The following is a 7,861-nucleotide window of genomic DNA, read 5'->3' as shown; positions in this document are numbered from 1 at the left end:
TCATTTCAGTCGCTTAACCAATTGGAACAAGCTATTGTGGACTATATTGATTACTACAACAACAAACGAATTAAGGTCAAACTAAAACATACTAAGGTTAGTAGTGAGGGAATCTCCGACGGGAGAAAGTACTCACTACTTTTTCATTATGTTAAAGTAGAGGTGTCTTGTTAAGTCAATAAGTTCTTTGGTGCTAGACGTCGTAACTAAAACTGATAAGACCCCCGTTTTAGGAAGAATGTTATCAAAGTATGTGGGACGAAAAACGTCGAGTATTGAAAATGACATCACTAAAGCAAGGAATCATTCAAGACAAAGAGGTAATATCATGCGAGTAGTTTTTGGGATTGACGTGAGTAAAGCAAGTTCAGAAGTGGCCATCTTGGTCAATGGAGAGAAAATACATGGCTATACCATACCCAATGATGCCATCGGATTTAATCGACTACTTGGGGACTTAAAGACTGTTCACCAGTCAGAGATTGTCTTCAAGGCGACTGGGGTCTATTCTCGTCGTCTTCAAGCCTTCTTTTCGCAGACTTCTATGAGAAACGGAAAAGACAATCGCAAGTGACTTCAACCAAACCACACACGATTGCCTCTATACATCGTCTCATTAGAACAATGTATTACCTCATAACGCATAACAAACTTTATGATTATACTTCCACCCAAAATCGGTAAAATTGTTTATGCCATATCATTGTAACGCCTTATCAAAAAAATCACCAGATAAGGTGTTGGTTTAGTGTACACTTTTTTCATTAAACTTTCGTTCAGAAAAAGACAATTTCCTTAGTTTGACTATGGAAATCAAACTATTCTTCATCAAATACCTTGATATACTTGACAAATGATAGAAAAGGACCTAGTCCTGTGCAATACAAGACTAAATCCTTTCAATAACTATTTGTCCAACTTTTTGGGGTCAGTACAGTAGCAGGTGGTTATGATTTAGTTTTTTTTTGGATTTTACTAGCCTATTTGGTGGCTTTTTGATACAATAATTCAAATAAAGGAGGAGACCGTATGAACTTAGATATTATTCGCCAAGAAATTGATCAAATCGACGACCAAATCGTCAAGCTCCTAGAAGAACGAATGCATTTGGTTGAGGGGGTTGTCGCTTATAAGAAAGCATCAGGTAAGCCAATCTTAGATTCTAAGAGAGAAGAAGTTATTTTTGAAAAAGTCAAAAATCGAGTGGAAGATAAGCGCTATCAGGAAACTATCGTTGCAACTTTTTCAGACATTCTCAAACGTTCGCGTGATTATCAGGATCAAAACATCAAATGAAAAAAGAACAATTCTATCCGCTCGGAATTTTTCTGGCTGCAATGGTGGGAGGCCTTGTCCGCTATCTCATTTCCACTTGGTTACCAGCTAGTCCAGACTTTCCTTGGAGTACCCTCCTTGTCAACTATCTGGGTATTACCTGCCTGGTCTATCTGGTGAAAGGCTATCTGGTCTATAAGGGAACTAGTAAAGGCTTGGTTTTGGCGCTGGGTACAGGATTTTGTGGTGGGCTAACAACCTTTTCTAGTTTACTGCTTGATGCCGTGAAACTGCTTGATACCGGGCGTTATCTTAGTTTAGGGATCTACTTATTTTTGAGCATTGGTGGAGGTCTACTCTTGGCTTATGTTCTAGGGAGGAAGAAATGGTAATCGTTTATCTTGCAATTGCTTGTGGCTGCGGAGCCCTAGTACGGTATATCTTTTCCCGCTATAATCAAGCTTCTAAATTGCCTTTAGGAACTCTCATAGCTAATCTTCTCGGTTGTTTTTTGATTGGCTCACTCTACAATCATGTGGAGTCCAAGGAAGTTTATGCTATCCTAGCGACAGGTTTTTGTGGTGGGTTGACGACCTTTTCAACTCTAAATGACGAGCTACAAAAACTGCTAAGTGACAAGAAGGTATTTTATAGCTATTTCCTCTTAACTTACCTAGGCGGCTTTCTAGCGATTTTTTTAGGGATTCTGCTATGTAAGTGTCTAGTGTTTTGAGGTAAATAGAAAATATTGAGCTAACGGAAAATTCCGTTAGCTCTTTTTTGTGTTTTAGGAGAAAAAATGTCAGATAATATTGAAATTGTTATGGATATTGATTCGTTAGAAATTTTCGATGTAATAGATCTTGATAAGAATGAAAATATGGTTGATTGTATCCCTGAAGGAAATTCTGAAGAAAAGGTATCTCCATACGATGACCTCGATAGAGTTTGGCTTGGAAACGGTTATTATTATAAGCCCTCTAGTCTACTTTGGGAAGTTATTAAAGACGATGTTATTCATGAATTAAAGCCTAGAAATAAACATGGCAGTTATCCTTACTCCAGAAAAGCAAGAGATGGAACTTGGGGACAAACTAGCCAATTGACTCAGGATCAAGCCTTGTGGTTGACTCTAGAGTTTAATCCAGAATTGATGGGATATGTGTAGGGGAAAATAAAAGGACTTAGAGAGTGAGGAAATTTAGGGTGCTCCAAAATCGTTTAAAACTTTTAATGGTTAAAAAACATAAAACAATAAAACAAGTCAGTCAAGAAACAGGAATTAAAAAAGGGTCTCTAGAAATGTACGTTTTAGGTAGAGATATTATGGGTGATGATCTTACTATTCTCGCTCGCTATTTTAAAACCAACACCTCCTATCTGTGTGGAATTTGGGATCTTATGGCCGATGAAAAACATTTTAGTCATTTCAGGAAGTTATTTAGAGATAAGAGTTATTACTATATACCAGATACTAGTGATATTTTCGAGGATTTGGATAATTGTTTCTATAATTTTTGGATACAGGCTATAGAATTTACGGTTTTAGAAAATAATTTCAAAGCTGAAAAATTTTTCAAAGCATTAATATTTAAGGAAAAGGATGATTGTGTTTTTATTACCATTTCAGATAAAGATGTTATCAAGTCTTTAGAATGTTACAACAGTATTATTCGATATCATTATCCTGAGGGTGGGGAATACACTCCGATATTATCTTTTAAAGGTAATACCATAGAATAAACCAGTATGTAGAAAGGACGTACATATGACAAGACAGGAGTTAATTCAAGAAATAATGTCTTTGAGACAGTTGACAAGCCATGAAGCAGATGTAGTTATTTCACTGTTAGAAAGACAAAAGATGATTACTTTTACGCCACAAAATCAGCTTGCGTGTAATCTGAACTCATTCCAGGTGAGGTATTGATTTATGGCATATGGAAGAAAAAGTTTAATTCAAATTCAAGCTACAGAGATTCATTATCAGCTTCCTAAAGTCTTAGTTGGAACAACTTATTATCAAAAATTATGTGCTGAAGCAAAATTTGTCTACATGTTAATCAATGATCGCTTGAAATTATCACTTCAAACCGCTAAAGATACTGGAAATTTTGTGGATAAAAATGGTGATGTATATGTCATCTATCCGAATAATGAACTATGTCAAGATACTGGTTATGGGAAGGATAAAATTATCAAGTTGAAGAAAGAATTGATTAAATATCACTTGCTTGATGAGGAACGTCAAGGCATGAAACAGCCTAATAGATTGTATCCGAAAAATGTAGTTTCAGATCCAGAATTATTGAAGATGTCTTTTGAAATAGCTCCAAGTCCTTGGGAAATCTATGAACTCGGAAATACCGAAATCAAGAACTCGGAAATACCGAAATCAAGAACTCGCCAAAGCCGAAATCAAGAACTCGGAACTGCCGAACCAAGTAATAATAATCTAATTAAGAATGATAAAAGAGATTACGATACTAATCGATACGAGGGGGAGTCATCTTTATCTGATTTATCAATTTCTGAAGCATTCAAAATGGGGCAACATGGTTTTCTTTCTCCTCAACTAGTTCAGAAACTCAGTTTATTTGGAAAAGATGCAAAAATTCTTGAAAATAAAATCTATCAATCGAAACGTCAAGTTGAGAAGAATTACAACAACCTCTTAGCTGATCAGGAAATTTATGGAGAGGTTTGGCTGCAAGATCTTGAACGTGAGCTTGATAAATTGATTTTCAAAATTAAAACAGGAGAGGCTGAAGGAAAACCAATCCAGAATGTCCCAGCCTACTTCTACAAAATGATGATTCGTTTTTGGAAGATGGCTTTACTCATTGAGAAAGAACATGGTTTTCTGGAGGTATCAGCACAAAGTGAGTACGCTAGAAAATTCCCTGATGAATGTCCTAGTCTAATCGCACACTATTATCCAGATAAACTATCGGAGACGAAGCTGAATCACTATTTAGCTGAGTTGTCTAAAGACACCGCAACATGTTAAGAGAAAGATGGTTGACTTTCTGGAATTAAGATAGTTCCATATTTGTAAAATACTTGACCTGAGCAAGTCATAAAACTACTTTTGACCTTTGAAAATTGAATACCACCACTGTCCCGATTAGCGCAGTCTAGGCATAAAAAGAAGAATAGGGGCGGTGTGTATCTAGAAAGTATATCTAGTGCTGGCTGCATTATGTAAAGTCACGGTTGACTTGTCCCGTAAGACGAAAGAGTTTGCGATTTCTAAACTATAAATCGTGCGTAAAAAACACAGTAGAGATGTACGGCATCAACTCGGCATGGCTGTAAATCAGCCTTTGATTCAAAAAGGAGGATAATATGAATCAAATAAAATCAACTAGTGAGGTTACACTCACTGACTTAAGACGACTAGGTTTGCAAGGTGATGCAACTGCACGGCTTGCAAGTGGTGAAGAAATGAAATTAACTAGTAAGCATGGTCTTATTCCTAAAAAAGGATATGTGGCAGGAAAACTTCAAACTGTTGAAATGATTGCAGAATACTCTAAAATTTATAGAGATATACGCACCATTAAACGTGGAGATATTTTAGTTGCCAGACGAATTAAACAAGGAAATAAATCAATCTTACAGCTAACCGGTAAAGGTTATCATCGACCTAGCGGTAAAATTTAACAGATAGAGTCCTCATCTATCTGTTTTGGGGAGCAAAGAACTGTTTCTTTGTTGCTGAAAGCAGATAGGTGATGTTATGAAAAGGTGAAGAAATGAGTATTATACAGATAATATTTACAGTTATTCTTTTAGCCTCAGGGATTCTAGTATTTATGACTTTTATCCCAAATAAATTGTCTGATAAAATCTCACGAGAACTAAAAGACTATTCAAATAAGCATTATTTTAAGTAATATAAAAAAGGAGAAATCAAATGGAAATGATGAATGAAGTTAAGAAATTTATGTTGGCTAGCGCAATTGCAACCGCAGCGGTTGGAGTAACGACTCAGGCTTCCGCAGAAGAAGTAAAGCCTTCAGAGCCAATTTCAGGGAGCCAACAGAAGACAGCAACTCAAAAAACAGTTACAAAAACTGATGTTGCTATCTCCCAAGCAAATGTGGAACAGGCAAGCTCAGTTGTAAAAACCCAGGAGGAGATTGTAAAAACAGCTCAAAGCGAGGTAAACGATGCAGAGAAAGTAGTAGAAGAAGCTACAGAAGCTGTTACTCAAGCGGAGAAAGCTGTCCAGGAAGCTACTCCTAAAAATATCCAGGATGCAAAAGAAGATGTATCTGCAAAAGAGGCTGCTGAGAAGAAGGCTCAAGAAGAACTGTCCTCTGCTGAAGAGGAACAAAATCTAGCTGAAAAGAATGTTACTGATCAGGAAGCAAATGTCACAGAAGCTACAAGAAAGCTTTCTGACAAAACAAAAGAAGTTACAGATGCAGAACAAATTGTAGCTGAAAAACAGGCTATTTTAGACGGAACTGGAGTTGCAGGCATTGTTGCCAACGCTGAAGCAGCTGAGCGAAACTTAGAAATGAGCGAAAAAGCTGAATCACAAGCTCGAGAGGATTTGAAACTAGCTAAAGAAGCAGATGATCAACGTGCTTCTAAACTGAAACAGGCAGAAGATGAAGTAACGACTACAGAAGCAACTAGATTAGTGAAAGCGGAGGAACTAGATCAAGCAACCACTCACGCCACTAACGTTGAAAATCAGTATCGAGTAGCTAAAGAGAATCTATCTAAGGCTCAAAGTATCCTGGATAGTTTGACAATGACCTCTATCACTTATCCTGCTGGCTATGTAGAAGCTTTAAAGGCTTACTTCAATAACCCCACTGAAGAAAATTCAAATAAGTTACAAGAAATTGCCAAGAAAGGAATGACTGCTGCTGGATTTAGTTCGCCAGATGGTGGTGAGACTTATTACGGCAATCCAACTTCTCCATTTAAGCAGAGTGAAGCAGATAAAAAGACTGTGATTACTGATGTCAATCATTTATCTGCTGAAGTTCAAGATGAACTTGCTGCTTTCAATGCGCATCTGATCAATGATTTTCGTAGATTGATGGGAACAGATGATATTCCAGTTTTAGTGAATCGGGATATGCAGAAAGTGGCACAGAAAGCAACTCAACTATCTACTAATCAGTACGGCCATGACCTAGATGCTTTGAATACTGTTGCGAAAGAAGTTGGTTTGAATCAAGGTAATCAAGGTCTGCTTGCTGAAAACATAGGCTTTCAAAATGCAGATGATGTAGTAACATTAGCTGATCTGAAACAACAGGCATACAACAACATGATTATGATGCTGTTTTATGATAAACATGCTGATTGGGGCCATGCTTTAAACTTTGCAGGACTAGATCGTAAGTCAGTCACGCTACAATATATCGGTGTAGCAACCCGAAAGACAGACCTTGGTTTGATTGCGATGCATTATGTTGGAACAGATTCTAAAACAATTGATTTGCTGAGAAATGGTTTCCATCAAAATGTTAAAATTGATACGAAGAACAATCTAGCTAGTCTTCGGGAAAGAATTCAAGTAGCTAGGAACTCTGTGGAACAGGCTCAGGATACTTATGATACTGCGAAAACGAATCATAAGAATGCACAAGCTAGAAAAGAACAAGCACAGACAGAATATACTCAAGCAGAAGATACTGCACAAAATGCGGTGACTAATCGTAAAGCCATTCAGAATATTGCTTTAAAAACTCCTGAAGCGAAAGCTAAGTTGAAACAGGCAGAAGAAAATCTTGAAAAAGCTGGTTTAGAAAATAAACAAGCGCAAGAGGCTTTGGAACAGTTGAATGCGGACGTACAAAACAAACGTGAAGTACTTGCGTTAGCTAAAGATAAACTAGCTAAAAAACAAACTGAATGGGAATCACTGAATGAAGCTTTGACTGCTGAGAAAGAGGCATTGATTGCTAAACAAGGTGAACTTACTCGAATTAAAGAACTTGTCCTCAATCGTCAAATCTTACTTTCAGAATCAACTAAAGCCTTAAAAGCATCAAAAGAGCGAGTGGAAGTTTTGAAGAATGCCCCTCAGCTCTTAGAAAAGGCTAAAGTTAATCTAGAAGCTGCTCAAGAAGTTTTGAAAGAAAAGAGATCAGTTCTTGAGTTAGCACTAGCAAAACTAGAAACTGCGAAAGCAGACCAAAGAAAGGTATTGGAAGCTCATAAAGAGTTGTTGTCGGCTTATCGTGATTATCTGGAAGCACAACTGGAAATCGAGCGTCAAGAAAAATTGGCTGCTCAGAAAGCTAGTATTGAACTAGCTGGAGGTCATCCGATTCCAGTATTTCAAAATGGTAAGATTGTGAAGTATGTGCAAGATCAAGTTGAAAAACAAGTATCAGAAGTGAAAAATCCAGTCTATCAAGCACCTGCTGCAACATACGAATTACCTAAAACAGGGGAAAAAACTTCTAGTCTTTGGTTCTTGGGGATGGTAACTATTTCACTTTTAAGTTTGTTGAAAATCAAACGAGAATCTAAAGAAAACTAAACATGCTAAAGTCATCAAGATTTCTTGGTGACTTTTTGATTGGAGAAAGAAATGAAAATTATACATTTT

At 37.0% G+C, this 7,861-nt stretch carries 9 protein-coding genes and 1 pseudogene; all 10 read left to right on the top strand.

The genetic code is table 11. The annotated features are described in order from the left end of the window. On the top strand, nucleotides 1-174 hold a 174-nt coding region (locus HMPREF1125_RS12660), incomplete at its 5' end, for an IS3 family transposase (RefSeq protein WP_000310354.1). A gap of 154 nt (nucleotides 175-328) precedes the next feature. Next, nucleotides 329-538 (top strand): annotated as a pseudogene (locus HMPREF1125_RS10570) (IS110 family transposase); the annotation flags it as partial. A gap of 491 nt (nucleotides 539-1,029) precedes the next feature. Then, nucleotides 1,030-1,296, top strand: coding sequence for a chorismate mutase (locus HMPREF1125_RS10565; protein ID WP_001046954.1), 267 nt, complete (start codon nucleotides 1,030-1,032; stop codon nucleotides 1,294-1,296). Further along, nucleotides 1,293-1,667, top strand: a complete 375-nt coding sequence (gene crcB, locus HMPREF1125_RS10560; protein WP_000712111.1) for a fluoride efflux transporter CrcB — start codon at nucleotides 1,293-1,295, stop codon at nucleotides 1,665-1,667. Before HMPREF1125_RS10565 ends, crcB (HMPREF1125_RS10560) begins: the two co-directional genes overlap by 4 nt. Next, nucleotides 1,661-2,008, top strand: a complete 348-nt coding sequence (gene crcB, locus HMPREF1125_RS10555; RefSeq protein ID WP_000237390.1) for a fluoride efflux transporter CrcB — start codon at nucleotides 1,661-1,663, stop codon at nucleotides 2,006-2,008. The genes crcB (HMPREF1125_RS10560) and crcB (HMPREF1125_RS10555) overlap by 7 nt, the downstream gene beginning before the upstream one ends. Before the next feature lie 66 nt (nucleotides 2,009-2,074). Beyond that, complete coding sequence (locus HMPREF1125_RS10550; RefSeq protein WP_001282476.1) at nucleotides 2,075-2,443, top strand: hypothetical protein; 369 nt, start codon at nucleotides 2,075-2,077, stop codon at nucleotides 2,441-2,443. Between the two features lie 38 nt (nucleotides 2,444-2,481). Beyond that, nucleotides 2,482-3,018 carry a helix-turn-helix domain-containing protein gene (locus tag HMPREF1125_RS10545; protein ID WP_000941148.1) on the top strand — a complete coding sequence of 179 codons (537 nt, stop codon included), beginning with the start codon at nucleotides 2,482-2,484 and terminating at the stop codon, nucleotides 3,016-3,018. 190 nt (nucleotides 3,019-3,208) lie between these two features. Further along, nucleotides 3,209-4,285 (top strand): replication initiator protein A, encoded by a 1,077-nt coding sequence (locus tag HMPREF1125_RS10540; RefSeq protein WP_000323286.1) that lies wholly within the window; start codon nucleotides 3,209-3,211, stop codon nucleotides 4,283-4,285. Nucleotides 4,286-4,623: 338 nt separating this feature from the next. Continuing rightward, a complete protein-coding gene (locus HMPREF1125_RS10535; RefSeq protein ID WP_001071833.1) occupies nucleotides 4,624-4,941 on the top strand; it encodes a hypothetical protein in 318 nt (105 codons plus the stop codon). A 253-nt stretch (nucleotides 4,942-5,194) separates the two neighbouring features. Further along, nucleotides 5,195-7,792: an SEC10/PgrA surface exclusion domain-containing protein gene (locus tag HMPREF1125_RS10530; RefSeq protein ID WP_000425692.1), complete on the top strand. Its 2,598-nt coding sequence runs from the start codon at nucleotides 5,195-5,197 to the stop codon at nucleotides 7,790-7,792. The last annotated feature ends 69 nt before the right edge of the window (nucleotides 7,793-7,861 follow it).

Origin of the sequence: Streptococcus oralis SK304 (assembly GCF_000287715.1) — a bacterium.
GTDB classification, from domain to species: Bacteria; Bacillota; Bacilli; order Lactobacillales; family Streptococcaceae; genus Streptococcus; species Streptococcus oralis_Y.
Note: the sequence above shows the minus strand (reverse complement) of the source record. Positions and strands in the feature narration are given on the sequence as shown.

Coding starts and splice junctions, on each gene's coding strand:
- HMPREF1125_RS10565 (WP_001046954.1), top strand. CDS start 1,030: ATGAACTTAGATATTATTCGCCAAGAAATTGATCAAATCGACGACCAA.
- crcB (WP_000237390.1), top strand. CDS start 1,661: ATGGTAATCGTTTATCTTGCAATTGCTTGTGGCTGCGGAGCCCTAGTA.
- HMPREF1125_RS10540 (WP_000323286.1), top strand. CDS start 3,209: ATGGCATATGGAAGAAAAAGTTTAATTCAAATTCAAGCTACAGAGATT.
- HMPREF1125_RS10535 (WP_001071833.1), top strand. CDS start 4,624: ATGAATCAAATAAAATCAACTAGTGAGGTTACACTCACTGACTTAAGA.
- crcB (WP_000712111.1), top strand. CDS start 1,293: ATGAAAAAAGAACAATTCTATCCGCTCGGAATTTTTCTGGCTGCAATG.
- HMPREF1125_RS10550 (WP_001282476.1), top strand. CDS start 2,075: ATGTCAGATAATATTGAAATTGTTATGGATATTGATTCGTTAGAAATT.
- HMPREF1125_RS10530 (WP_000425692.1), top strand. CDS start 5,195: ATGGAAATGATGAATGAAGTTAAGAAATTTATGTTGGCTAGCGCAATT.